17 protein-coding genes, 1 tRNA gene and 1 pseudogene are annotated in these 24,417 nt (G+C 48.5%); 15 read left to right on the top strand and 4 right to left on the bottom strand.

Translation table 11 applies throughout. The annotated features are described in order from the left end of the window. Positions 1–65 precede the first annotated feature (65 nt). Both LPB67_RS07895 and LPB67_RS07890 read left to right on the top strand, forming a co-directional pair. Positions 66–155, top strand: a tRNA-Ser gene (locus LPB67_RS07895). A gap of 94 nt (positions 156–249) precedes the next feature. Continuing rightward, a complete protein-coding gene (locus tag LPB67_RS07890; protein WP_262836576.1) occupies positions 250–1,974 on the top strand; it encodes a DUF5906 domain-containing protein in 1,725 nt (574 codons plus the stop codon). A gap of 326 nt (positions 1,975–2,300) precedes the next feature. On the opposite strand, the gene LPB67_RS07885 is transcribed toward LPB67_RS07890, so the two are convergent. Continuing rightward, a complete protein-coding gene (locus LPB67_RS07885) occupies positions 2,301–2,579 on the bottom strand; it encodes a mobilization protein (protein WP_262836575.1) in 279 nt (92 codons plus the stop codon). A gap of 170 nt (positions 2,580–2,749) precedes the next feature. Between LPB67_RS07885 and mobQ the strand changes: the two are divergent. The 4 genes and pseudogenes from mobQ to LPB67_RS07865 all read left to right on the top strand — a co-directional run. Continuing rightward, positions 2,750–3,330 (top strand): annotated as a pseudogene (gene mobQ, locus LPB67_RS19180) (MobQ family relaxase); the annotation flags it as partial. 48 nt (positions 3,331–3,378) lie between these two features. Further along, positions 3,379–4,065 (top strand): LPD7 domain-containing protein, encoded by a 687-nt coding sequence (locus LPB67_RS19175; protein WP_410482720.1) that lies wholly within the window; start codon positions 3,379–3,381, stop codon positions 4,063–4,065. 350 nt (positions 4,066–4,415) lie between these two features. Then, entirely contained in the window at positions 4,416–14,324 is a 9,909-nt protein-coding gene (locus tag LPB67_RS07870) for an Ig-like domain-containing protein (RefSeq protein ID WP_262836572.1), read from the top strand. Then, a complete protein-coding gene (locus LPB67_RS07865; RefSeq protein WP_262836571.1) occupies positions 14,321–14,824 on the top strand; it encodes a hypothetical protein in 504 nt (167 codons plus the stop codon). Before LPB67_RS07870 ends, LPB67_RS07865 begins: the two co-directional genes overlap by 4 nt. A 12-nt stretch (positions 14,825–14,836) precedes the next feature. On the opposite strand, the gene LPB67_RS07860 is transcribed toward LPB67_RS07865, so the two are convergent. Both LPB67_RS07860 and LPB67_RS07855 read right to left on the bottom strand, forming a co-directional pair. Continuing rightward, the gene (locus LPB67_RS07860; RefSeq protein WP_262836570.1) at positions 14,837–15,439 is read right to left on the bottom strand and encodes a DUF4291 domain-containing protein; all 603 of its coding nucleotides are present in this window, start codon (positions 15,437–15,439) and stop codon (positions 14,837–14,839) included. 250 nt (positions 15,440–15,689) lie between these two features. After that, positions 15,690–16,034, bottom strand: coding sequence for a hypothetical protein (locus tag LPB67_RS07855; protein ID WP_262836569.1), 345 nt, complete (start codon positions 16,032–16,034; stop codon positions 15,690–15,692). Between LPB67_RS07855 and LPB67_RS07850 the strand changes: the two genes are divergently transcribed. Both LPB67_RS07850 and LPB67_RS07845 read left to right on the top strand, forming a co-directional pair. After that, positions 15,963–18,002, top strand: coding sequence for an RHS repeat-associated core domain-containing protein (locus LPB67_RS07850; RefSeq protein ID WP_262836568.1), 2,040 nt, complete (start codon positions 15,963–15,965; stop codon positions 18,000–18,002). The genes LPB67_RS07855 and LPB67_RS07850 overlap by 72 nt on opposite strands. A 2-nt stretch (positions 18,003–18,004) precedes the next feature. Next, the gene (locus LPB67_RS07845; protein WP_262836567.1) at positions 18,005–18,394 is read left to right on the top strand and encodes a contact-dependent growth inhibition system immunity protein; all 390 of its coding nucleotides are present in this window, start codon (positions 18,005–18,007) and stop codon (positions 18,392–18,394) included. 449 nt (positions 18,395–18,843) lie between these two features. On the opposite strand, the gene LPB67_RS07840 is transcribed toward LPB67_RS07845, so the two are convergent. Then, positions 18,844–19,041, bottom strand: a complete 198-nt coding sequence (locus LPB67_RS07840) for a hypothetical protein (protein ID WP_262836566.1) — start codon at positions 19,039–19,041, stop codon at positions 18,844–18,846. Positions 19,042–19,210: 169 nt separating this feature from the next. Between LPB67_RS07840 and LPB67_RS07835 the strand changes: the two genes are divergently transcribed. From LPB67_RS07835 to gspG, 7 genes are read left to right on the top strand one after another with little or no spacing between them, the layout of a single operon-like run. Then, positions 19,211–19,768, top strand: a complete 558-nt coding sequence (locus LPB67_RS07835) for a hypothetical protein (protein ID WP_262836565.1) — start codon at positions 19,211–19,213, stop codon at positions 19,766–19,768. Next, positions 19,761–20,276, top strand: coding sequence for a hypothetical protein (locus LPB67_RS07830; RefSeq protein WP_262836563.1), 516 nt, complete (start codon positions 19,761–19,763; stop codon positions 20,274–20,276). The genes LPB67_RS07835 and LPB67_RS07830 overlap by 8 nt, the downstream gene beginning before the upstream one ends. 4 nt (positions 20,277–20,280) lie before the next feature. Next, on the top strand, positions 20,281–22,602 hold the full coding sequence (locus LPB67_RS07825) for a secretin N-terminal domain-containing protein (protein ID WP_262836562.1): 2,322 nt from the start codon (positions 20,281–20,283) through the stop codon (positions 22,600–22,602). 2 nt (positions 22,603–22,604) lie between these two features. Beyond that, on the top strand, positions 22,605–23,105 hold the full coding sequence (locus LPB67_RS07820; RefSeq protein WP_262836561.1) for a type II secretion system protein: 501 nt from the start codon (positions 22,605–22,607) through the stop codon (positions 23,103–23,105). A 2-nt stretch (positions 23,106–23,107) separates the two neighbouring features. Continuing rightward, positions 23,108–23,479 (top strand): type II secretion system protein, encoded by a 372-nt coding sequence (locus LPB67_RS07815; RefSeq protein ID WP_262836560.1) that lies wholly within the window; start codon positions 23,108–23,110, stop codon positions 23,477–23,479. 3 nt (positions 23,480–23,482) lie between these two features. Continuing rightward, positions 23,483–23,965, top strand: coding sequence for a type II secretion system protein (locus tag LPB67_RS07810; RefSeq protein WP_262836559.1), 483 nt, complete (start codon positions 23,483–23,485; stop codon positions 23,963–23,965). Between the two features lie 25 nt (positions 23,966–23,990). Beyond that, positions 23,991–24,410, top strand: a complete 420-nt coding sequence (gene gspG, locus LPB67_RS07805) for a type II secretion system major pseudopilin GspG (protein WP_262836558.1) — start codon at positions 23,991–23,993, stop codon at positions 24,408–24,410. The last annotated feature ends 7 nt before the right edge of the window (positions 24,411–24,417 follow it).

Here is a 24,417-nt window from a genome sequence, read left to right as displayed (position 1 = left end):
AACTATCAAATCCAGAGTTTCTTTGCTATAATCGCAGGCTTGCTTTTAATCATCAAAGCAAAACAGGAGAGGTGGCAGAGTGGTTGAATGTACCTGACTCGAAATCAGGCGTACGTGCAAACGTATCGGGGGTTCGAATCCCCCCCTCTCCGCCAAAGATAAGTAAGCCCTTGAAAATCAAGGGCTTTTTTATTTTGTTTTCGCACTTGGTGGCACTCATAGGGGTACCTCTTCATTTTAGAGGCTACTATGAAACTCGCATGCAAAATTCAGCAATCGCGTCACGGTGTGTATTACTATCGCCACCAGTTTTCTATTGAAGGCGTTCGCAAGGAGTGTCGTATCTCGTTGCAAACTAAAAATCCCACCGTCGCCAAGCAAAAATCGCTACTCATTTCCGCTATCATGGTCAAAAACAAAATGGCTGGCTTTATGGACGACGAACAAGACATTCTCAAATGGATTCATACCCTCACTCAGAAAGAGTTAGAAGAATCCCTGCGCAATCTTGAGATCACAATCACGCCCCCCAATGGCGACAATATCACCATCAAAGCAGACCCCAACAATCCTGCTGACATTCAAGCCATGCTTCAGGCGAGTAAAGATTTTTGGGATAGCGATTTGGGCCAATCCATGAAGTTCAACATGGAAAAAGCTAAACAAGAGGAAAAGGCTTCAACACCCGTACAGCCTGTTCAAACAGCTGCTGCCGAATCTGGAATCGTTGCAGGCACACCGTTACTCGACCTGATTGAACGGTTCGCCACCCGCAAGAAAAACACCCTCGCACCCAAAACCCTGTACGAATACCGCAACTATCAGCAGATTTTTTCCGACTGGCTTGCAGTCCGAAAACACAGTCAGCACTTTCCCATTCATGCCATTAGCAGGCAGGACATGTCCGAATTCATAGACGAACTTCTGCAAAAAGGTTTATCCAGCAAAACCATTCAGCAAAAGTATCTCAGTGCGATCACAGGCTTATTTGAACTGGCAAAAACCTCTGGTGCATGGCACGAAGAAAAACCTTATCCTACGCTTGGGCATAAATTATTTACCAAAGCTACCGCCAAAAAGGTGAAAGAAAAAAATAGCTGGAAAGAATTCACGCAAGAAGACCTTGCCAGAATTTTTGATCCAGCGACTTTTTTAAAACAAAAAAATCCCACCGATTTTTGGCTACCACTTTTAGGATTACACACGGGAGGACGATTGAAAGCCATGATCACTGAAGACGTGAATTCGATTAATGACAAAGGGCGACCTGAGATTCAAGTCAAGAACTATTCTCGTATTTTTGTGGCATCCAATGAAGAATGGTGTGTGCCTGTGGGCGAAGAAGATCGTCGCTTCTTTGTGATTGATGGTAACCCTCGCTACAAGGGCAAGACGAAGCCAGGTGAGTTTTTCTATCAATACAATGAATGGATTAAAAACGGTGGTCGTGAAGCGATTTTTCATACACTTAAAAATCGTGATATCTCTGGTTTCACACCACGAGATTTTCCAAATACCAAGGCACGCATGACATTGATGATTCGTAGCTTACCAATGCCAGAGCGATTTATTTATGAAGTCTTGAATGGTTCAGCCTTGGTTGAGAATAAAACGATTGTGAAGGCTCCTGATAACACCCAGAGCCGTTGTTATCGCAATGCTTTCTATGCTGACTGCTTGGAATGGTGCAAAAACCTTGGCTTTCGTTTTATGCCCAGTGCAGACGAAATGGGTAAGGCCATGAGCAAGGTATTTGCCTTTGAGCAGGATAATCCCAACTGGCGATCCAACTGGAAGAGTAAAACACAGGGCTATTTTTATCAGTTACCAAGCCGAGCTGAATGCATGAAGCGATTCGCTCAAAACATTTGCAGGGCTGAACCAGCGATGGTTTTCTTTGACTATGAAGACGACAGCACCTTGAAATCTAATGACGACAAATCCAATATCGTCAATTTCCAGAAGCAAGCCTGATCAATTCAACCTGCAAAAAACGAAGAGCCGAAAGGCTCTTTTGCATTTATGGGATAGGCATGTTCGATCATGCCAAATGCGCAGAACCGGGAAAGCCAATGCCAGCAACACTTTTATTGTGAAATCTATGCTGGTATTGATTCTCCTGCGAGTAGAACCGTAAGAGTCAACAGTCATGCGTGTTTCAGGTAAAAAAGCAGGTTCTGCACGAATCACTGAAGTTTGGTACAAGTAAAAAGCGCTGTATGCTTCAGATTGTTGAAAAAGTAACCGCTTTGTCTATGTTATTCATGTCCACGTATTTTTCATCTCGCAGTCAGAATTAATCAGTCCAAAGACAAACGATTAGAATCAAAGTCAGCAGAATCATTGTTCACTCCGAATAAAGCATAGTCCCTAGGCTCAAGCATTCCTGCTGCAATCAATTCCCTGCCCAGCTTTTTCAAATCATTGTCTGCCAGCTTAATCACATAAGCACCTGCCAGAATCTTTCGCCTGGTATCTCGTTTCCTTTCCTCCATAGCCTCACGATTTCTGGTTTGCTGAATGCGGGCTTCAAGTTCAGCTTTCTGCTGAAGTAATTTATTCAAATTCGGTTTGCTCATCTTTTATCTCCTGTTTTTATTGTTTGAGCGTTGACATTTCAAATTCACGCTGTAGTACACAAATAACAAACAAAAAAGAAACGTCAAGAGCAGAACAGCGAAATGCGCACTTATACGTCGTTACTCGACGTGTGCTCAAAGCTGAAAGCCAAACGTTCAGGAGAATAACTATGGCTATATACCACTTGAGTGTAAAACTCATTACCCGAACCACTGGAAGAAGTGCTACCGCAGCCGCCGCTTATCGTACAGGTGAAAAAATCCACGACAACCGCACTGGTCAAACTTTTGACTACACCAGAAAAAAGGAAGTCACTTATCGCCGTATCTTCACACCGCCCAACACACCGCAATGGATGAAAGACCGTGAACAGCTTTGGAATGCCGTAGAACAGTCAGAAACCAGAAAGGATGCGCACTAGCCCGTGAAATAGAAGTCGCCTTACCGATTGAGTTGAGCCCCTCACAGCACATTATTTTGCTTGAACGATTTGTACATACACAGCTAACTAGCAAAGGCATGATTGCAGATGTCGTTATTCACAATAAGAAAGGAAATCCCCATGCTCATATTTTGCTGACCACTCGTGAGATCAATATCACCAATGATGGCTTTGGTAAAAAGAACCGTGACTGGAATAGCAAAGAGCAATTGGATGAATGGCGCGAACAGTGGGCGAAACACTGCAATAGGCGATTGTCAATCGCTTCTAGTAAATCGCGCATTGACCATCGCAGTCTGCAAGACCAAGGGTTAGACCAAATACCTACCGTGCATGTTGGTGCCAATTGTCATGCAATGGATAAACGAGGTATCACCTCAAAACGAAAGGAACTCAACACACTGATCAAGGAGAAAAATATGAGTAACGAAAAAAGCAAACAATTCATCGCTTCATTGAAATTGGAAGGTGAATTCAGCCCAATCCAGGAGGAAATTGTTCATACAAAAAAATCCAGGCATTTATTTTTGAATCCCACCGATACAAAGAACAATAAAAAATACCGCGAAGCGATTTTTTCCAGAACCTACATTCCGATTTTGTTGGAGATATTTGCAGACCATTGCATTGGCGTGGACGAGCTTGAAACCGATATCGGCACATGCTTTCAAATCAATCTCAATGGCGGTGGAAAAGTTTATGACTACGGCAGTCAAATCAAAGTAGCGAGTGGCACGGATGAGGAAGTTAAAGCGGCTATCAAGTTGGCGATAGAAAAAGGCTGGCAAGGACTTCACCTGACTGGGAGTGATGAATTCAAGTCCCAAGTATTTTTGCAAGCAGTTTTGTCAGGCGCATTTCGACCTGAGCTGATTACAGGCTACACACCCAGCAAAACCGATCTTGAAGTCATACGTGATTACAAACCGACTCTGAAGATTGCCAACGACAGCAATGTGATTAAAAGCTATGTCGTTGAAAAATCAGACGACAGTGGTACCGGTGGTGCTGAGCAGATTCATCTTCCTCGATTGAAAATTTGATTGGTCCAAGTGTCCTGTATCGCTTTTGGCATTAAGAAGAGTTTGTATATCCAAGATGATGTGGTTTTTCCACTCGCTGTTTCTGATGACATAGACGAAGATGGATAAAATTTCCCGTAAAACACAACATCTAGTTATTAACAACTTGACAGTTGTTAGTTTATCCATATAAACTTCTCGCCAACTAAATTTCCACAGAGTCATTTGGGACGATTTGGCTCTGATCGCTAAGTTCTAGTCTCCTCCGTTTGTCATTTTTTAAACGAGGATGTAAAGCCGTGCTCTTTTTTGCTAAATAGTTCCGAACTCTGTTTTTCTGATTTCGGCTGCGTTTCGCGTAAAGAGAACATATGGCTTCCATACAAGTTCGTAAATATTCCTGTTTCTATTTAGACTCCATATGGAGGTTCATTACTGCGTTCTGTGCAGGTCTGCTGTTCATCTTTGTTTCGCAAAATGCGTTCGCTCAAGCTAGTTTTAATTCTTCCAGCGCAACGACTGCTGGAGGCCAGGTTGCGATAGGGGGGACTTTAAGCGCCGGCATTACTTATGGTGCTAACGCGGTTGGACTGGACTCGATCAACAAGATCGAGTTAAGGGAAGGTGATACGGTTTTAAATTCAGTCCCCTATGTAGTGGTTTTTAAAGCAGGAGATCCTGTTAATACCGGTCGGCAGGGAACACTTTCAGCAAATCTTGGAATCGGTACTCATGTAATTTATCTCAGAGGTTATACCTACGAAGGGTTTCAAGGGGACTCTCCTAGTTACACTGTGACGGTAACGGGGCCTTCCAATGTGGCGCCTATGGCGACCCTGACAGCGCCTGGGAATGGCGCTACATTTACGACAGCTGGCACCACTGCGAATGTGACCGTAAGCGGATTCGGCAGTGATTCCGATGGATCTGTCGTTACGATGGAAGTCTTAGATAATGGAAGTCCAGTCACGTCAGTCAATGCAGCAAGTATTAGTGTCGCATTGAATTTTGCGATTGGTAGTCACAGTATCCAGGTTCGGGCAACGGATAATTCAGGTGCGGCTACAACCAGTGCTGCTGTCAGCATCACGGTATCGGCCAGTAATGCAGCACCATCGGCAACCTTAAATACACCTGGAAATGGCGCAACTTTTGTAGCGGCCGCAAATGGGCAAGCACTTGTCAACATCTCTGGCACAAGTTCAGACGATCAACAAGTCAGTTTGTTGGAAATCTTAGACAATGGTACGCCTATCTCCTCTGTTTCTGGCATATCAACTACACTGAGCATCAATACTTCAGTTGCCTTGGGTACCGGAGCCCACGCCATCAGTCTTCGTGCAACCGACAATCAATCCGTCACTGGATTGAGCGCAGTAGCAAACATTACGGTTACCGGCAATAGCGCTCCTACCGCCAACATAAGTTCTCCTTTAACGAATGCTCGCTATGTATTAACGACAGGCACCACCGCGAGCGTCACTGTAGTAGGGGCGGGTTCGGATGCCGATGGTAGCGTGACACAACTAGAATTACTGGACGGTGCCAGTGTTATCGCTACTGTCTCTGCTGCCAGCATCAATGTACCAGTCAATTTGGCAATCGGCACGCATACCTTGCAATTGCGAGCAACGGACAATGCATTGGCGACGGGACTCAGTAACGCCGTAACGGTGATTGTTGCGAATAACACACCTCCCACCGTTAGCATTACCGCACCGACAAATGGCGCTGTATTCAGTACAACAGCAAGTCCGTTGTTGACTGCATCAGCAACTGATAGCGATGGAACCATTGCGAGTGTCGCGTTTTATCACGGTGGTGTTTTAATCGGCACAGCCACTTCCAGTCCATACAGCTATATCTGGAACAATGCCCCCGTTGGTGTTTATAGCATTACCGCAGTAGCGACCGACGATCTTGGCGCGCAAACTACATCCAGTCCAATTAGTATGACGGTTGGTACACCAGGCTCCTCGGATATTAACTATATTGCCGTTCAGGCGACAACTACCGGCGGCGTCGCCGGCGCTGGTGGAACCTTAAATGCTGGCATCAGTTATACCGTCAACGCCACAAGTGGCACTGATTCTGTAAATAAGGTCGAACTCAGAGAAGGTAATACGGTCCTAGACAGTATTTCTTACACGGTAACCTATAAGTTTGGAGAACCTGTAAATACGACCAGAAATAACGCACGCTATGCAAATTTTGCGGTCGGTACACATCAAATCTATCTGCGTTCTTACACTATCGGAGGCTTGCAGGGTGACTCTCCGGTGTACACAGTCACGGTAACGGCACCTTCGAATGTTCCCGCAATCACTTTGAGCGGGCCAGGCAACGGCAGCGTATATAACGTTTCTGATGTAATCAATTTCAGTGCAACTGCGACTGGTGCAGGTAGCGCAACAATTTCCAATGTGCAGTTTTTTAACGGTGGCACATCAATAGGAGTCGTAACTACGTCTCCCTACAACTTCAGTTGGGTTACTCCACCGATTGGCAACTATAGTGTCACGGCGGTAGCGACAGATAATCTTGGTGTTCAAGGCACAAGTATTGCTGTCACAGGTAGAGTCAATGCGCCACCGACAATTACCCTTTCTGCCCCGGCCCAAGCTACACCAACAGGTGGTATTGCTGTCACTGCTAATGCCAGCGACAGTGACGGTGTTGTGCAAAAAGTGGAGTTCTACGGCGACGGCAATTTATTGGCTACGGTGACACAAGCGCCATACACCTTTACATGGACCAGTCCGGCATTGGGGAATCACAACGTCGTCGCGAAAGCCTATGACAATAATAATGCGGTAAGTACGTCAAACACTGCGATGGTGAGTGTCGTTTCCGCCGTAGGTAATCCACCGACAGCTATATTAAATATTACGCCCACCAATTTCAGGATTGCTCCAGGTTCCACGACGAATATCGTGATTAAAGGAACTGGAACTGACGATCAGCAAGTCGTTAAACTGGAATTGTTTAAAGACACCGGCAGCGGATATGACGCTACGCCAATACAAACAGCGACCGGCACAACTGCTTCACTAACTCTGAACTATACCTATGCCGCTCCTACGGGAACGTATCGCTTCAAGCTGCGTAGTACCGATAACTCCAACAATGTGACTGATTCTGTACCTGTTATTGTCAACGTGACTGACAGTACCTTACTTGGTGCAGTGAGCGGGGTACGTAGCAATGCGGCGAATGTACCTATTCTTTATGGCTGGGCTTGCCAGGACACCGTGGCTCAAGCCTTAAACTTCCAAGTTTATGTTAACGCACCGGCTAGCCTGGGCGGCGCACTGATCGGAGCAGGTACGGCAGGTGTCGCGACAGAAGTTGATAACATCGCCGTGCAAACACAATGCCATACAGCGGGATCTGCACATCATTTCAACTTTGATCTCAGCAGTTTTACTAGTCAATATCCTGGTGCGGCACTTTATGTACAAGTGCAAAGCACAATGGGTGCTACCACTGTCTTACCTTGCAGTGACGGACTCTGCAATATGCCTGGCAGCCTGCGTATTGCAATGGCAACGCCCGCCAACGGCGATCACTATCCGGGTCCCGCTAACGTATTTATGCAGGCAAAACTACTCAACGGTAGTGCTCCTTATGATGAAGTTGCGTTCAATATCAATGATGAATGGATTACCGCAGCCGTAGACTCAACTGATGCAACAGGCAACACCTATTTTGCAAGCAAAGCAGCGTTACCAAGTAGTGCAACCCCTTATGTTGTCTATGCCAAAGTCAGAAAAGGCAGCAGTACCCTGTTTTCTGTACAAAACCTGATTTATGTTGATGCAAATAATGGGGCAAGCGTCACGGTTTCTGCACCCGCCAGTGGTGCCACGCTAAATATTGCCAGCACAATTCCCTTAACTGCGACAGTATCTTTGCCACAAGGAAGCTCCGCCTCAGTTGCTAGTGTGAAGTTCTATGCGAACGGACAATTGATTGCGACGGCGTCGAACACCAATGCGCTCTGGACCGCCTCCTGGAAGTCAACTCAGGTCGGCGCATTTGCTGTCACAGCCAGAGCATTTGATGGAGTGGGGAATCAACTCGCACAGTCCACATCTACCTCGGTCACATTAGTCAGCTCAGCAGGCGCCAGTCCGGCAGATCCAATCGCCGTAACGATCGCGCCGCCGCATCTTGCCAACACCGATGCTGGCAGCCTGCCAGGCAATTTGGCAGTCGGCAATGATGGTGCTGCGACCTACAGCATTCCTCTGGCCATCCCACCAGGAACAGGTGGTTTGTCTCCCAATTTATCACTGAATTACTCAAGCCTTGGCAGCAACGGTATGGTTGGATTGGGCTGGTCACTCGGCGGCTTGTCGACCATTCATCGCTGTAATAAAACGATTGTCCAAGACATTGATTCAGGCCGCATTAGCTTTGATCATGGCGATCGTTTATGCCTGGATGGCCAGCGCTTAATACGTGTTAACGGCACCTTGCCATCACCCAATACTACTGCCTACGACGACTTCTATTGGAATTGGACTAGCACCGCAGAGTATCGTACGGAACAAGAGAGTTTTAGTCGCATTACCACAGTTGCAGGAGGTGGCTTTAAGCTGGAAAGTAAAGACGGACGGATTCATTTGTTCGGTACGGATACTAACAGTGCAATTGCTGCGCAAGGCCGTAGCGACGGGCAGCCATTGTTATGGGCGCTGAAAAGTACGCAAGATCGCTCTGGTAATGTGATGACGGTGGAGTATAACCAGGACGCCACGACCGGAGAATACACGCCAAAACAAATTCGTTACGGTGCCAATAGCACGGCCAATCAAACCAGCGACCTGGCAGTGAAATTCTCTTATGAGGCACGACCAGACGCGCAAGTCCAATATATGGGCGGCTCACACAATGACCTGATCAATCGCCTGACTCATGTGCAGACTTTCATCGGGACGGATGCCGGTGGCAATGGCGGCACGCTGGTGCGCGACCATACCTTGCACTACACCATAAGCACCAATAGTGGCCGTAGCATGGTCGACTGGATGCAAGCCTGCGCGATCAATCCCGTTACTTCAACCAACGAATGTTTGCCTAAGACAACGTTTGATTGGGGGGCTGCGGCACCGGCTTATGTGCAAAAGCCTTCGATTGCGTTGCCATACTTCCCAACGGCTACTTTGGGTGAAAAGCGCGTCCAAGGTAATCTTGATGGTAGCGGCAAACCTAGTTTTATGATCGCCAACTACGTGGCGAAATGTAATGGTGGACAACAACTTGATTGCAGCGGCTCCCAAGATCCGGAATTTACAAAGAAATGGCCCGTCTTCAATGGACAATTGCGCATTCGCTTGCCCAATGACACCATCAGTGATTTGACTTTAAGTTTTGCAACAGATGCAAATCTGGTGACTGATTACGCACTTGCTGATCTGGACGGCGACGGACGCGACGATCTCATCTTGGAGAGCCGCATACCAGGCATGCCAGCCATGGTTGGCTATTGCCTGAATACGCCTGGCAGCGGCGGCTTGCCGAATTTTGTTTGTACACAGAGGTCGATCAGCATGTCTGGCAACTCTTCAGAGAGCGGTTTGCCAACCATCGTCGATTTGCGTAATGATCGCCAAATGCATTTGAATTTTGGGATTAATTATCCCGGCACAGGTACGAGCGGCACGATGGTTGATTGCTCTTACCATGCTTCCAGTGGTGTGCAATGCCAAAACTTAAGCATCGTCGATAACACACCGCAGACACCGCCTTATGTGAGTCTGTTGGGTTACGCTTATTTCAGGCCTGCCGGTATTGATCTCAGCAAACAAGATGTGTCTGATTTTTTCTCGATCTGGCAAAACAGTAATTACTCCTCCCGCAGCTACGAAGGTGTCACTGTTTGTTTTAATAAAAAGAGCATCCAATGTCAATCAGCTTATGTCGCCAGTTCGCCGATCGGCACTGGTGGAGCGACATTGCCACCACTGCAAGGCGTTAGCGGGGTAGGGGATATCAACGGTGACGGATTAACCGATTTTGTCTTCACTGTTGGCGGAGCACCGTGGACGTGCCTGAGTAAAGAAACCGCATACGACTGCAAGCCAACACCGGCAAACTCCGGATCCACTGTCGTCACTCGTCATCTCGGTGACTATACCGGGGACGGCGTAGCGCGCATTGTCGGCGATCTTGTTCCTAATTATCCTGACTACACCGGCGCGACTACACAACTATGCCGCTGGACGAATGGGGTTTATACCTGTCAGGCCGTGCCGAATAACCACGCCAGTCTGTCCTTGATTGGACAATTCGATCTGGATGGCAGTGGCGTTCCGAGTTTTGTATTCAGAGACCCTGCCGCCGGATCAAATGCCGGTCTGGTTTATTCGCTGGCGGTGCCTGCGTCACAGGACCGGATCATCGGCGTGACCAATGGCGTCGGACAACGCGAAGAGGTGGATTATGCGCGCGGTGACGACTCCACTGTTTTCAGCACATTTACTCACGTCAACGGCGTAGAACAAAAGCCGACCTATCCGCAAATCCTGCGTCCAGCCGGCGTTATGGCCAAGCAATTACGCCGCAGTAACGGGCAAGGCAATTGGATCAAAAACAATTACTACTATGAAGGCGCACTGAGCGACGCAACAGGTCGTGGCTCGCTCGGCTTTGGTCTGGTGCAGGTCACTGATGTACAAAATAATATCGTCAAAACTTCGTACCTGACGCAGGGCTATCCTTACACAGGTATGCTTAACCGTAGCGTCACCGTGCATGGCAGTGCCGTACTGGAAGACACGGTTAATATTCTCAGCAATCTGATCGTGCCGCAGGCCAATGGCAATAACACCATATTTGCCTATATCTCTCAAACCAATACCACTAAAAAAGATTTGGATGGCAGTGATCTCGGCAGCAGTGTGACCGTCAATGTCTATAAAGATTTGTGGGGCAATCTGAATAACCAGAAAATCACCGCAAGCGGCGCCGGAAAAACTTTCGCTAGCGAAACCATCATTTCGTACAACAACGATAAGACCTCCTGGTTAGCCGGCCTGCCCCGCAAAAAGACCATCAAAAAAACGGATCCTGTCTCAGGTACACTCGCTCGCACTACGAGTTATACCTATCTGGCGGGTACCACTTTGCCGCAAACAGAAACAATCGAGCCGCACAATACGGCACTCAAAGTCGTCAATACCTTTGACCGCACAGGCAATGTATTCGGACTGGTCAATAAAAAGATCCAGACCTGGACCGATCCTTACACGGCTCAATCCGCCACAAGAACCGAATCCGATACGGCCTATGATCCGCGTGGCCGTTTTCCGCAAACGATTAAAAATGCAGCGGGTCATACCGAGACGCGCACCTACTACCCAGGCACCGGAGCGCAAAGCAGCCTGACCGGTCCCAACGGTCTCACCACCACATGGCAAGCGGATGGATTTGGCAGAGTGACCAAAGAATTGCGAGCAGACGGCAATGAAACACGCTCCTACCGCAAGCAATGCCAGAACGACTGCCCAAGCTACGCCACCGTCGCCAGCATTACAGAGAATTTCCACGGCAATGACCGTGTCACTGTACCGCAAGTCAGCTACAGCGACAGCGCGGGGCACACGGTACGTCAAATGAGCTGGGGCTTCGATGGCCGTAGCATCGTCACCGACCAACGCTACGACAGCCAGGGCCGACTCAGCGAAGTCGATCAGCCGCGCTTTATCAATGACAGTGCGCATCTGTCACAACGCCAGTATTACGACGACCTCAATCGCGTCACCGATCTCATCACCCTCGATGAGAATGGCGCCGCCCTGACCACGCACACCACCTATCAAGGATTGGTCAATATCATCACCAATCCCAAGTCACAAACACGCACTGATACCCGTGACGTACTAGGCCGTGTCATCAATGTCATCGACGCCCATGGAGGTAACAACAATTTTGGTTACGACCCGTTCGGCAACCTCATCAGCACCATCGATCCGAATGGCAACCTCATCACCGTCACGTACGACGCACTCGGTCGCAAGACCGACCTGCGCGACCCCGATCTCGGATGGACGCATTACGACGTAGACCCGGTTGGCCGCACCTGGAAACAAACCAGCCCGAACCAACGCGCCCTCGGCAAATTCACCCGTATCGAATTTGACGCCATCGACCGCATGACCGCCCGTCATGAAAGCGACCTGGAAAGCCGCTGGACCTACGACACCGCCGCCAAGGGCATAGGCCAACTCGCCGAAGCCTACACACTCACCGGCAGCGCCAAAGACTACAGCCGCCTGCACACCTACGACAGTCTCGGCCGTCCGTCGCGCAGCAGCCAGCTCATCAATAGCCAGGTCTACAGCCAGACCCCCGACTACGACCTGTGGGGCCGACTGATCCGCACCACCTACCAACGTGGCAGCGACAGCGCCAAAGTCTACGACACCCGCTACAACAACACCGGCTATCTCGCCAGAACCGAGCGGGGCGCACTCATCCTCTGGCAAGTCACCACCCAGGACGCCGCACAAAGACCCACCAGCGCCTTGCTCGGCAACGGCCTGTTTGACCTGCGCAGCTACAACGTCAACACCGGACGACTAGACAGCGGCACCGTCCACAGCAACGGCACCCCGCGTCTGCAAGAAAGCTACCAGTACGACCCCCTCGGCAACGTCACCCAACGTGCCCAATACTGGGACAGCGGCAGCTTCAACGAAGGCTTCAGCTACGACAGCCTCAACCGGCTCAGCACCAGCCAGGTCGGCGGCCAAGCCCTGCAAACCACCAGCTACGACCCCGCCGGCAACCTCAGCAGCAAAACCGGCATCGGCAGCTACACCTACCCAAGCCAAGGCAGCAGCGCCATCCGCCCCCACGCCGTCCAAAGCACCAGCAGCCAAGGCAGCTTCACCTACGACAACAACGGCAACCTCAAGACCGGCGCAGGACGTAATCTCACCTGGACCAGCTACGACATGCCAGTGCAAATCCAGCGCGGCACCATCACCGACAACTTCGTCTACGGCCCCGAACACCAGCGGGTCCGCCAAGACCGCAATGACGGCAGCAGCCTCATCTACGCCGGCGCCCAGGAAATCGACACCAAAGGCGGCACCACCATCAAAACCTACTGGCCCGGCGGCATCGGTGTCGAGATCGACAAACCCGGCGCCAGCAACAGCGAGCTCTACTGGCACCACAAAGACCGGCTAGGCAGCCCGATCGCCCTCAGCGGCAGCGACGGCAGCCTCAGTGAAAAACTCGCCTACGACGCCTGGGGCAGAAGAAGAACCCTCGACGGCAGCGCCCCGTTGGACAACAGCACCAGCCACCTCGACAACAAAGGCTACACCGGGCATGAAATGCTCGACCAGGTCGACCTGGTCCACATGAACGGCCGGATCTACGACCCGATCACGGCACGTTTCCTCAGTGGCGACCCATTAATCCAAGACCCGATCAACGGACAGAACTATAATCGCTATAGCTATGTGCTGAATAACCCGACGAATCTGACGGATCCGACCGGGTTTGCCATAGCGACAGCCGAGTCTAAGACCTGCGCAGAAACACCGGGTGCAAACTGTGGCATCATCAGTGGAGAAAGGAATCCACAAGGAGAAGCGAATTCGGGGGAATCTAAGAAAGGCGATGCCAATGGTCGCGGTAATGGGAACGGTAATAATAATGCGACAAACAGTGTAGGCGTTGTTGAGAAAGTCGGCAAATACTTAAAGGGGGAGTGGCAACAGCTCAAGAATAATGTTAATTACGATCTTGACCATCCTCTTGAAGCGGTAGAAAAACTTACAACTCCATTTGGTGCTGGCGGTATGGTTGCTGGATCTATCGGTGGTGCGGGTAAGATCACAGGTTTTTTTGCGAAATTATTCTCCGGTGAAAAGGCAGTTGAAGAAGGTGCGGCAGCAGGGACGACGTTCTTCCGTACTATGAGTAAAGAGCATTACGAGCAACTTGTAGCTACAGGTAAAGTGCCAGCAACGGCGGAAACATTTATTTCCCCAACAAAGCAATTTTCACAAGCTTATGACGGTGTTCTTGTTCAGTTTAATATGAAACCCGGAGCTCTCAGTGCATTAGAAAGTATTGGAGTTCGCGACGCTTCGGTTCTTGCTAAGGGCACATATGGTGATATGTCCTTAGTGTCCAAAGGCTGGTCTTCGAGCAATGCTTTCTTTAAAGCAGAAGGCACTCAAATAAATATCGGCCTCGGCAAAGGTACTGCCTTGGAAACGTTTAACTCGTATATTAAAAACTTTCAAGTTCCATGACATCAGATCAATTAAAACTAATACTCGACCTATCCTTAGGTAAAATTTCGAAGGATAAATTCTTAATATTTTTTCCGGAAAGCTCCGGGATTAATGCTGAATATATCTCTAACGCCTTAGAGGACGCATTCTCACGTAAAGATTCCAATGAAGTTGAGCATATTCTTCTACTTGGATTTCATTTTGGATTTTTTGAAAGATGCACAGACGTGCTGTGTAAACTTTTGTTGGAGGATTGGCATACTCAGCATGAGAACATAGCATTGATACTGAAGAATTTGAAATGCCCTAGTACTGTAGATTGCTTGTTCCATGCTGCTTTGATCGCTTTCCCGTATTTAGATTACGACGAAAGCTACGCATTCGGAGTGAAATGTCTATATGCGCTTCGTGCAATCGGGACAGATAGTGCAAAAGAAAAATTGGCTTTGCTTGCTCAAGTCGAGAATGAAATCATTGCAGAAAATGCGGCACGTTTATTAAAAACTATGGAAAGTTAAATGTCGTGATAATCAGCATAGGAGCGAAGTAGACACGAGGTATGGCAATTCTGCTGGCAATAACGCTTGTGCTTGTTCGAATTCTTTATCTATAACAAATGTATGAATGGCATGCGCCAACGGAGTGACATCTGTAATACTTTGTATCCATTGATTCACATACAGGTTCAAGGCCTCTTTGCTGAGGCCGATCTGAATGGCTCTATGTTGTAGCGAACGCAAAAGCAAATCTCTTTCCGGGTCCCATTGAATGCGTACAGGTGATGCATTCTTTTTAGCTTCCCATTCTTCCTTACTGATCGATTCGTCCGCATGACTTAAACAACCATGTGCTAACGCCCACTCAAATCCTTCTCTGCTGATATCAATTGCCAGAATACGTTTTTGCCCAACGTCCTTTAAGCCCCAGCCTGCACGGTACATCATCCATAGAAAAGAAGGTTTAATCCAGGTCATCCGTTCCATCTTAAATGGTGGCGAAACAAAGGTTCCCTTCTCTAATGCAGCGTTTGCAATGGCATCAGAATAGGCTTGATAAACGCGAATGGTGGTAGCGTCATAGACCGCTCTGATTTGGCGATGTGGTATTTCGGAAATATTGTGATGATTTTGCATTTCTATTCCGTTTTAATTTGATATTGATAGCTATAGCATTTATCAAGAAAAAAAGCCACGCCGGACACGCCACGTAAACCGCCTGTCACTGCATCTGCAAGCCGTGCAAAGAAATGGAGATGGCGCACGGGGCAAACACTGCGCTAGGCTAGCGCCAACCCTGCCCCACCATCACGGCTCCGGCACACAAACAAGCTGGTCAGCAAGCGTAGCGTGCGTACCAAGTAGGTGCGCCATGCGCACCATTTAACTAGGCCGTGTCATCAACGTCATCGACGCCCATGGAGGTAACAACAATTTTGGTTACGACCCGTTCGGCAACCTCGCCAGCACTATCGACCCGAATGGCAACCTCATCACCGTCACGTACGACGCACTCGGCCGCAAGACCGACCTGCGCGACCCCGATCTCGGATGGACGCATTACGACGTAGACCCGGTTGGCCGCACCTGGAAACAAACCAGCCCGAACCAACGCGCCCTCGGCAAATTCACCCGTATCGAATTTGACGCCATCGACCGCATGACCGCCCGTCATGAAAGCGACCTGGAAAGCCGCTGGACCTACGACACCGCCGCCAAGGGCATAGGCCAACTCGCCGAAGCCTACACACTCACCGGCAGCGCCAAAGACTACAGCCGCCTGCACACCTACGACAGTCTCGGCCGTCCGTCGCGCAGCAGCCAGCTCATCAATAGCCAGGTCTACAGCCAGACCCCCGACTACGACCTGTGGGGCCGACTGATCCGCACCACCTACCAACGTGGCAGCGACAGCGCCAAAGTCTACGACACCCGCTACAACAACACCGGCTATCTCGCCAGAACCGAGCGGGGCGCACTCATCCTCTGGCAAGTCACCACCCAGGACGCCGCACAAAGACCCACCAGCGCCTTGCTCGGCAACGGCCTGTTTGACCTGCGCAGCTACAACGTCAACACCGGACGACTAGACAGCGGCACCGTCCACAGCAACGGCACCCCGCGTCTGCAAGAAAGCTACCAGTACGACCCCCTCGGCAACGTCACCCAACGTGCCCAATACTGGGACAGCGGCAGCTTCAACGAAGGCTTCAGCTACGACAGCCTCAACCGGCTCAGCACCAGCCAGGTCGGCGGCCAAGCCCTGCAAACCACCAGCTACGACCCCGCCGGCAACCTCAGCAGCAAAACCGGCATCGGCAGCTACACCTACCCAAGCCAAGGCAGCAGCGCCATCCGCCCCCACGCCGTCCAAAGCACCAGCAGCCAAGGCAGCTTCACCTACGACAACAACGGCAACCTCAAGACCGGCGCAGGACGTAATCTCACCTGGACCAGCTACGACATGCCAGTGCAAATCCAGCGCGGCACCATCACCGACAACTTCGTCTACGGCCCCGAACACCAGCGGGTCCGCCAAGACCGCAATGACGGCAGCAGCCTCATCTACGCCGGCGCCCAGGAAATCGACACCAAAGGCGGCACCACCATCAAAACCTACTGGCCCGGCGGCATCGGTGTCGAGATCGACAAACCCGGCGCCAGCAACAGCGAGCTCTACTGGCACCACAAAGACCGGCTAGGCAGCCCGATCGCCCTCAGCGGCAGCGACGGCAGCCTCAGTGAAAAACTCGCCTACGACGCCTGGGGCAGAAGAAGAACCCTCGACGGCAGCGCCCCGTTGGACAACAGCACCAGCCACCTCGACAACAAAGGCTACACCGGGCATGAAATGCTCGACCAGGTCGACCTGGTCCACATGAACGGCCGGATCTACGACCCGATCACGGCACGTTTCCTCAGTGGCGACCCATTAATCCAAGACCCGATCAACGGACAGAACTATAATCGCTATAGCTATGTGTTGAATAACCCGACGAATTTGACGGATCCGACTGGGTTTGAAACGGTTGAGATCATTGGACATAGGCTGTTCGATTTTGTGGGCCCATCTGTTACCCGCGTATTAGAGCAAATGCGCAATACAGCGCTGCAACAGACGATGAATGCGCAAGCGGCGGGTCGTAGTGTGGCTAAGAGTACCGTCCGTTTTATTGTTCCCACTGCAGCCAGAGCCTTTGTTGTATTAGGGACAGTCATCACCGCTGGAAATCAATTCCAGGATAATGACGAAGATGTTCAAATAGCAGCGATCAATGCAGCAGCCATCGCTGCGGCGGCTTCCAATGCGGATGCTGGGAAAAATGCTAGTGATGCGCTTAAAGGTACTACAAACAGTGCAACGGCCAGTCCGCCACCGGATGGCGAAGATAAAAACAAGGGGAAAGATAAGCTAACTCAGGGTGAACAGAAAGCAGTCAATAAGATCGATAAAATAATAAATAATTTTAAAGATCATGACATCGAAGGTGCAATTAAAGACATGCAAGGTAATCCTGTTTCGAAGCCTGGTGGTGGAACTTGGAATCATTTGCAGGAAGTTCAGGATGTGCAGCGTGGACTTACCAATCACGCAGAAACTCTGAAAGGTGTAAATAATCCTGAGGCAATAGCGGCGCGCAATAACGCGCTAAACTTATTAAATCGAATTGACACCGCATTTCGCGGGGCGGGATTTTGAAAATGAAATTTGCTGACCTTGAAACGACATTGGACGCTGAACTTATTGATAAACAACAATCATCATTTATGAGCTGGTATATGAGTATTCGAGAAATTCCAATTGAAAAAATGGAGCTTGATGATATATGTAAGGCTCTTCGTCAACGACTTTTTGTTACTCATGTATTACCGGTTGGGATTATGTACCTTAAAGCTGATGTTCTTGCTGGTGACGATTATGAGGGGCAACTTATTTCTGCGTTGAAAATACTCACACATGAAGATTGGAGTAATTGCCCAATTGAAGCGCAACGGGCTATTCATATAATTCAAAATGCATTGGACAATAAATCCATTCCTGCCACTATTGAACACGATGCGCGGCAAATTCTTGACGCTGTTGTGCGGTAAGGTGTAAAGGGTAATTGGCTTTATCTGTCGCGCTGCCCTGTCCACTCGTTTGCAACAGCTAAAACATCCTGCACCCAGACCATTTTTTGGAAAAAGGTGCAGGATTGCAGAAGGAAACGAATCTGCCCTGCACCAATATTAAATAAATCTCAGCGACATTTTTTCTCGCCGCCTAAATTTTAGGCAAATATTTTCCATGCAACGTGTTTACTTCTGAACAGTTAAATTCTCGATTAAAACAGGAATGTTAAGCAGCGAATAAAACGCTAACGCAGCATATAAAACCCTTTAAGCATCCCACCCCAACCGCTAAAACGAAATATCCTATTCGGCTTTTCCTTGACGGGATTTACGCCAACCCACACCTCCATCGGCGTAAAATTATGTAAGTGTTGATGTGGTCGAACAGCAAGCGTAGCGTGCGTACCAAGTAGATACTGTCTTGAAGATCAAGCGAATTCTGCATTAAAATGTGTTTTAGACTTGAGGATCGCAAAGGTCAAAGAGAGTAATTTGCGCATACAAGCAGTTTCAGCTACGACAGCCTCAACCGGCTCAGCACCAGCCAGGTCGGCGGCCAAGCCCTGCAAACCACCAGCTACGACCCCCCAGATAACTCCCAGCTCGAGAATGATATTTACGAACATTGCCTTCACTAACAATATTGAGCTGAATTGATACAGAATCTTTTATTGTTATTGACGAATTGTTTTTGATGATGCAATATTGCAAATTATTCATCATTATCTATTTCCAATAGGAGTTGAGTATTCAACTGGAACATCGTGTGTCCGCTAGCGGTAGCCTGTTTGTTGAATGTTTTTTGTTATGGCGGCACATTTATTTCGTTTCAGTCAATTCCATATTCGTCGCCTCCTGAGAACGCGCCCGCGTTTCGTCGTCTTTTTTTGTATTGCTGCACTTGTTTTTGTCTTTGCGTTGATCGTTGCCATACAACAATGGCATGCTCTGCAAGTTGCGGAGAGTGATCTTGCATTGGTGTTGACTGCGTCGAAAAATATCAAACGTGATCCGCCTGCACTATCTAAGTCGCATCAAGAAGCACTCCCCGAATTTGATAGCTCTTTTTTGGTAGAGTCCTTGCATCAAGTTGCAGACGAAACCAAATTGCCCGTCGATGAAATTTCTTACTCCTTAGAAGAAAATACGACGTTTCCGTATATCCGTTATCGGGTGACGCTCTCTGCTACGGCCAGCTATTCGCTGATAAAAAAATTTGTACAGCGATTTGGCTTGGATGGAGCGAATATGTCATTGGATTCGATTAGCTGCTCAAGAGCAGGTATTGCGTCAGTCGTCTTAAATTGCGATTTGGGATTTTCTGCTTTTTACAGAAAGTCTGTGCATGGCTAGCCAATTAGCTTTGCGTTGGATCGTATTGCTTGGTGCACTCGCGCTTACTCTACTTGCTATCTGGTATCCCGTAGAAGAGCCGGGTGATGTAGCAGAGCCGGTAGCAACCAGACTCCGAGTTGAGCACGTAAAAACTGTAGCGTTTCCTCAAGTGCCTGCGGTGACCGCTGACGACTCTGAGGAAGGCTCCGATCCGTTCGCGCCAAGAGGATGGCAAGCACCACCACCGTCAGTTTCTGCGCCCGCTGTAGTGAGCAGTAATACTCCGGTTGCACCGCCGACTCCTGTCGAACCGCCCCCATTGCCGTTTAGGTTTATTGGTCGAATGAATGACGGTGACCAGCAAATTATTTATCTTGGACGGGGAGACCAGTCCTTAGCGATACATGGCGGAGAAACCTTGGACGGTATTTATAAGGTTTTGCAGATCGATCTCAATCGTGTCGAATTTGAGCATATCCCAACTGGTGAAAAGCAAGAGTTGACCTTAACTGTTACGAGTAACTGAACCCATGTTGTTTTTACGAATGCATTACAAACTTTATCGTGCCTTCCTTCTCCTGATGTTAGTCAGCTTGGCTGGCTGCGCAGCCCATACCCATCATCGTTCAGGTATGCAGGCGATCGAACATGGTAATTTCGAAGAGGGCGTATTGGAGCTTCAGCAAGCTGTGGAATTGTCTCCGCAGGATGTTGAATACAAAAAAGACTGGTTGCAGAATCGAGAAAAGGCGACTGCTGCCTTATTGATGCAGGCTGACAAGGCGTTGTCTGAATCCCATGATGGAGAAGCAGGTCAATACTACAAACGAATACTTCGCTATGATCGTGAGAATGAACGCGCTAAACGTGGCTTGGATTTGATCGTTCGCAGAGGTCGTGTAAATCAAGACGTTGACGAGGCGCGTAAAGCACTATTGCGCGGGGAGGTGGCACAAGCCTGGCAATTGACTGGGCGGGCATTAGAGGTTGTCCCTAATCAGGCTCAAGCACAGTTGATCAGGCAAGAGATTGAGGCGATTAAATCAAAGGACGTGTTGGTCGTTCCTAGTTTTGGGGCCTTGTACAAAAAGCCGATTAACCTTGAATTTCGTGATGCCAGCGTCAAGATGGTTTTTGAGGCGTTGTCACGTACGACTGGGATTAATTTTATTTTTGATCGGGATGTAAAAACCGATCAGCGTACCACCGTTTATCTAAAACAAACCACGCTGGAAGACGCCATTGACGTCATTCTGACGACTAACCAGTTAGATAAAAAAATCTTGAATGCCAATAGTGTTCTGGTCTATCCAAATACACCAAATAAAATCAGGGAATATCAAGACTTGGTGGTGAAGGCTTTTTACTTAAGCAATGTAGAAGCGAAACAAGCCGCTAACATGCTGAAGGCCGTACTGAAAACGAAGGATGTTTATGTTGATGACAAAATCAATATGCTGGTTTTGCGTGACAATCCAGAAATGATTGAACTCGCAGAAAAGCTCATCGCTTTACAAGACATGGAAGAGCCTGAGGTGATGTTGGAAGTCGAGGTATTAGAAATTAATCGCTCTCGACTTCTTAATCTTGGAATTCAATTCACCAATCAGTTCACGATTGCTCCTTTATCAAATTCCACTCAATCCAGTACTGGCCCCATCACAGGGACTGGTACCAATAGCACACCTTTGCCAACTTACAAACTGAGTGACCTTAAACATCTCAATTCAGATCTGCTAGGGATTACGCTGCCAAGTGCCACGGTCAATTTGCAAAAAACGGATGGTGACGCGAATTTACTTGCGAATCCCCGGATTCGTGTCCGTGATAAAGAAAAGGCGAGAGTCATGATCGGTGACAAGGTACCAGTCGTGACGACGACTAGTACTCCCAATGGATTTGTTGCTGAGAATATTCAATATCTGGATGTGGGATTGAAACTCGAAGTAGAACCGAATATCCGTTTGCGGGACGATATTGATTTGAAAATCGCTCTGGAAGTAAGTTCCTTGGTATCTGTCGTCAAAACCAACAACGGATCTCAGGCATACCAAATCGGCACCAGAAATTTTACCAGCGCCTTACGCTTGCGAGATGGTGAGACACAACTTCTCGCGGGCCTCATTAGCGATGAGTCACGTTCTGCCGCAAACGGCATTCCCCTCCTTGGTGATTTGCCTGTATTAGGTCGACTGTTTTCCAGCCAAAACGATAATCGGCAAAAAACAGAGATCGTGATGTCAATTACGCCACATCTAGTCAGAAATATTCGACGTAAAGATCCTTCGTCCGAATCTTTTTGGTCGGGTACTGAATCAACTTTACGTACGAAACCTTTACAGTTGCGTACCATCGAAAATGGCAATGCAGCGCCTTTCTCCGGTGGCGTTTTAGCGTCTCCTGTTGCAGTAAGTGATACGCAGGCTGCGGAGGTAAGTCCGATTAAGTTGCAATGGAAGGGACCGTCTCAAGCGAAAGCTGGGGAGGTGATTAACGTTGAATTATTGATGAATAGTCAAAGCCTTTTACGTGCCACACCAATGCAACTGCAACTGGATCTTAGTCAGTTTGAGATTGTGTCCATCAAAGAAGGTAATTATTTTAATAAAAACGGCAAAGGAAGCTTTAACCAGGTGACGGATAAACCAAGTGGCCGGATATCCATCGGTACCTCAAGTAATGATGGAGCAGGCGTCAAAGGTAATGGCCAATTATTAAATCTGGAATTGCGAGCATTAGTTGCCAACCCTGATGCTCAGATCAGTTTGATTAATATGACGCCGGTAGGAAGCGGGCAGGCCATCACGAAACCTGTTTTGCCTCTGGTTTATAAATTGATCGTTACGCCTTAATGATGGTTGAATACGCGCGACATTCTCGATTCAAGATTGGCATCGCCGGTTTTAGTTACGTCGAGTTACTGGTGTCTGTTGCCATTATGGCGTTGTTGGCAACGGTGGCGATGCCTTTAGCTGAGACTACGATGCAAAGACAAAAGGAAACAGAATTGAGGCTAGCACTGCGTCAAATTCGACAAGGGATTGATGCTTATAGACAGGCGGTCGCCAGTGGAAAAATTGCGACAGTACCAGGGGATAGCGGATATCCCCCTAGTTTGATTGAGCTGGCCTCTGGAGTGGACGATATGACACATCCTGGCACTCGCCTATATTTTTTGCGTAGAGTGCCACGTGATCCCTTTGTCTCCGATATGGCGATTAGCGCGGTGGATACCTGGGGGAAACGCAGTTTTGCGTCGTCTGCAGAGAATCCCCAACCCGGAAAAGACGTGTATGACGTTTATTCTCTGGCTGTTGGAAATGGATTGAACGGCTTGGCATATCGGGACTGGTGAAGATGCGACCAAGAGGATTTACCTTAATTGAACTATTAGTCGCATTGGCGATCGTCGCAACGATTTTGTCATTAGCTGCGCCAAAATATTTTACTAATGTTGATAGAGCAAAAGAGGCCGTGTTACGTGAGGACTTATACGCAATTCGCGACGCGATTGATAAATATTATTCGGATAAAAATAAATATCCAGCAGTGCTTGAGGACTTGGTGACGGCAAAGTATCTACGCAGTGTTCCAATGGATCCTTTAACGCAAAGTACGCATAGTTGGGTAATTCAAACACCAACAGACCCGTCTCTTGGTGTCGTCTATGACGTGCATAGCAGTGCGCCAAATAAGGCGCGAGATGGAACTTGGTATAAAGATTGGTGATTCATGAGTAAGGTATTCGTACACATCAATAGGGCTCGGCAACAAGCAGGTTTTAGTTATCTGGTGGCGTTATTTTTTGTGGCAGTGACGGCTATTTTGTCACTCAAAGCACAAAGTAATATGGCGACTAATGAGCGGCGGCGTAAAGAAGACGATTTGCTCTATGTTGGTCAGGCTTATCGGGATGCAATTCGTGATTATTACCGGAATGCACCTGGTTCGGACTCTAGCTACCCGCCAAATATTGATGCACTTTTGTTGGATCAGCGGACTAGTAAGGTAACACGACACTTACGTAAAACCTTTGCTGATCCTATGACGGGTGAAACTTTATTCTTGCTGATGTCTCCACAAGGCGGAATCATGGGAGTGTATTCCACTTCTATGCAACAGCCGATTAAAACCGATGGCTTTGCAGAACAGCTTGTCGGTTTTGCTGGTGCTAAAACGTATCAAGACTGGAAATTTGTGTATCAACCTGATTGAGGGCTTGTCGCCCTGAGGATAGAAAATGAAAACAAAACAAAATGGCTTTACGCTGCTTGAATTATTAGTCGTGGTTGTGATTATCGGCTTGTTAGCCAGTTACGTTGGTCCGAAATATTTTGGACAAATCGGTAAATCAAGGACACAGACGGCTAAGGCGCAAGTTGATGCTTTTGATAAGGCACTAGAGCAATATCGTATTGACGTTGGTCATTTCCCCACGACAGCACAAGGCTTAAATGCTTTGGTCGCAGGTCCAGCGGGTGAGGGACTTTGGAAGGGGCCTTATTTGAAGAAGGCGATACCACAAGATCCTTGGGGTAAAGCTTATCTGTACACGTCACCGGGCAGTGATCCAACACATGAATTTGAAATCATCTCCTATGGCAAAGACGGTCAGCCAGGCGGTGCCGACGAAGACAGCGACGTCACAAGCTGGAACTAATCCAAGC

The sequence above is a fragment of the Undibacterium sp. Jales W-56 genome (assembly GCF_025548535.1).
In the GTDB taxonomy this organism is placed as follows: Bacteria; Pseudomonadota; Gammaproteobacteria; order Burkholderiales; family Burkholderiaceae_D; genus Undibacterium.
This window is presented reverse-complemented; position numbering and strand designations above follow the sequence as displayed.

Bases quoted from the DNA above. Each gene is read 5' to 3' on its own strand.
- LPB67_RS07890 (WP_262836576.1), top strand. From the start codon at position 250: ATGAAACTCGCATGCAAAATTCAGCAATCGCGTCACGGTGTGTATTAC.
- LPB67_RS07885 (WP_262836575.1), bottom strand. From the start codon at position 2,579: ATGAGCAAACCGAATTTGAATAAATTACTTCAGCAGAAAGCTGAACTT.
- LPB67_RS19175 (WP_410482720.1), top strand. From the start codon at position 3,379: ATGGATAAACGAGGTATCACCTCAAAACGAAAGGAACTCAACACACTG.
- LPB67_RS07870 (WP_262836572.1), top strand. From the start codon at position 4,416: ATGGCTTCCATACAAGTTCGTAAATATTCCTGTTTCTATTTAGACTCC.
- LPB67_RS07865 (WP_262836571.1), top strand. From the start codon at position 14,321: ATGACATCAGATCAATTAAAACTAATACTCGACCTATCCTTAGGTAAA.
- LPB67_RS07860 (WP_262836570.1), bottom strand. From the start codon at position 15,439: ATGCAAAATCATCACAATATTTCCGAAATACCACATCGCCAAATCAGA.
- LPB67_RS07850 (WP_262836568.1), top strand. From the start codon at position 15,963: ATGACCGCCCGTCATGAAAGCGACCTGGAAAGCCGCTGGACCTACGAC.
- LPB67_RS07845 (WP_262836567.1), top strand. From the start codon at position 18,005: ATGAAATTTGCTGACCTTGAAACGACATTGGACGCTGAACTTATTGAT.
- LPB67_RS07840 (WP_262836566.1), bottom strand. From the start codon at position 19,041: ATGTTCGTAAATATCATTCTCGAGCTGGGAGTTATCTGGGGGGTCGTA.
- LPB67_RS07835 (WP_262836565.1), top strand. From the start codon at position 19,211: ATGTTTTTTGTTATGGCGGCACATTTATTTCGTTTCAGTCAATTCCAT.
- LPB67_RS07830 (WP_262836563.1), top strand. From the start codon at position 19,761: ATGGCTAGCCAATTAGCTTTGCGTTGGATCGTATTGCTTGGTGCACTC.
- LPB67_RS07825 (WP_262836562.1), top strand. From the start codon at position 20,281: ATGTTGTTTTTACGAATGCATTACAAACTTTATCGTGCCTTCCTTCTC.
- LPB67_RS07820 (WP_262836561.1), top strand. From the start codon at position 22,605: ATGGTTGAATACGCGCGACATTCTCGATTCAAGATTGGCATCGCCGGT.
- LPB67_RS07815 (WP_262836560.1), top strand. From the start codon at position 23,108: ATGCGACCAAGAGGATTTACCTTAATTGAACTATTAGTCGCATTGGCG.
- LPB67_RS07810 (WP_262836559.1), top strand. From the start codon at position 23,483: ATGAGTAAGGTATTCGTACACATCAATAGGGCTCGGCAACAAGCAGGT.
- gspG (WP_262836558.1), top strand. From the start codon at position 23,991: ATGAAAACAAAACAAAATGGCTTTACGCTGCTTGAATTATTAGTCGTG.